Raw genomic sequence first — 1,881 nt, 5'->3', positions numbered from 1 at the left:
GATAAACATGAGCAAACTTTGCACTCAACGCCAACTACTTATAGAAACGCATTTCAAAAAGGTAAACAACAGGCAATCAGTGGAAGTTTATATCCCTTTGCAGGGTTAAGAAGCCAATACCCAATCCAAACTGGATAGCGACTCAATACACAACAACAATTAGAAAATAGTCCAGACTTTCAGAAGGAATCCCTCAACTTAGTCCATGTAAAAAAGACACAGTTAACAAGGCTGTTCACCGGCGAAATGTATAAAACATTATTCTGAGAGTATCCTGTAAAGTTCCAGATTAAGGTAGTAACTATTCCCCTGAATCATTCTCTTTTCAAGAATTCCAATCCTTGTCAGTTCATCAAGGTATTTACGTGCGGTATTTTCGGCATAAAGGCCCCTGTCCGTAAGATGTTTTACTTTTGTGAACGGTTCAGTAAAGATCGTGCTGACCAGAGATTCAGGTCTGCTGATGTTATTTTCTAAAATGACAGCATCCAGAATGGCATCTTTAGCGCTGATGATGTCGTTAATTTTATTGTATGTAATATTTGCGGTTACCTCAACAGTCTTTAACATGAAAAGTAGCCAGCTCTTCCAATTCCCTTTTTGTGTAATTCCAGATAGACAGGCATAATAATCATCCTTATTGTCCATGATATAACGGCTTAGAAATAATATGGGGTAATCCAACAGGCCTTTTTTTGTCAGGTAGTGTATATTGAATATCCTGCCTGTTCTTCCGTTCCCATCTCTAAAAGGGTGGATGGCTTCAAATTGGAAATGACCAATTGCCATTTTTAAGAGTGGATCTAATGGATATTGATCGTCGTCGTTTAGAAAATCTATTAAGTTTTGAAGTTTTGCTTCTATTATTCCTTGACCGCGAGGTGGAGTATAAGACGCTTTACCTGCGTTTAACCCAGATCCACCTTCTTTAATATAGATTTGGGCAACAGGGGGCCTTATCCCATCGTTGAATTGGCTGACGGTTCTATACATTTTAATAAAATAGGCTTCATCAAATGCCTGGTCCCCTTGTAAATATTCATACCCCAGCCATAACGCCTCCCTGTAATTCAGGATTTCCTTAGCTGGACCTTCCAGTTGTCTAGATTGCTGCTCACTATACGCTTTATAGAGTTCGTCATCTGTTGTAAAGATGTTTTCAATGGCATTAGAAGCTTTTGCTTCCTGGAGACTAATTGAATTGATCAACAGGCCCTGATTGGGGATGGCGATACTCCGGCCTTGCAATCGGCCGAGTGAGGCCTTAGCATTGCCTAGTTGTGTAAATACCTGAATGTCTTCATAGAGTTCCCTTGCTGGCGGGAGCAGGGGGAGATCATTCCAGGGTTTGGTTCTGTCGGGATTGATAGGATACATATATCAAATATACTAAAAGAATGTGTATGCCTTAAATTCTTGTTGTTTTAATGTTAGGTTCGAGATGGGCATTAAAGTCATTAATATAAAATGACCATACATTAAATCTATAGTTTTTTAAGGTATGCTGCAAACCTCACCTCAGCCGCTAATTGTGCGTTTTATTTTGACATCTGGTGATTTTGCTAAAAATTGCAGGTTTAATAATTGACTTTATAATAATCTGGGGGCCGGATACATATAAGGATTGACTTTTGTTTGCTGTTTACTTGAATTTTTTCTATTTGTGTGTCAGGGTATTTAGGTTTAAAGTTGGAATAAAAGTTAGGATTAGTTTGTTGGGGTTGATTTTTTTTCTACTTTTGCAACCCGGTTCGGAGGAAGGGAGATTGGTTTTGGATATAGGAGGGGAGTTGATTGAGAGGATGTAGGGATTTGATTTGTCTTTTTTGGTTTAGGTGTCAGGTTGCCTTTGGGCGCATGATGTTAGCAGAGAAAGAGAAG

The 1,881-nt window shown here is 38.9% G+C and carries 1 protein-coding gene; it reads right to left on the bottom strand.

The genetic code is table 11. The annotated features are described in order from the left end of the window. Window positions 1–258: 258 nt before the first annotated feature. Window positions 259–1,377 (bottom strand): Fic family protein, encoded by a 1,119-nt coding sequence (locus QEP08_RS20855; protein WP_285060737.1) that lies wholly within the window; start codon window positions 1,375–1,377, stop codon window positions 259–261. Window positions 1,378–1,881: the final 504 nt, after the last annotated feature.

This window comes from Pedobacter ginsengisoli (assembly GCF_030244015.1).
Taxonomy (GTDB): Bacteria; Bacteroidota; Bacteroidia; order Sphingobacteriales; family Sphingobacteriaceae; genus Pedobacter; species Pedobacter ginsengisoli.
Note: the sequence above shows the minus strand (reverse complement) of the source record. Positions and strands in the feature narration are given on the sequence as shown.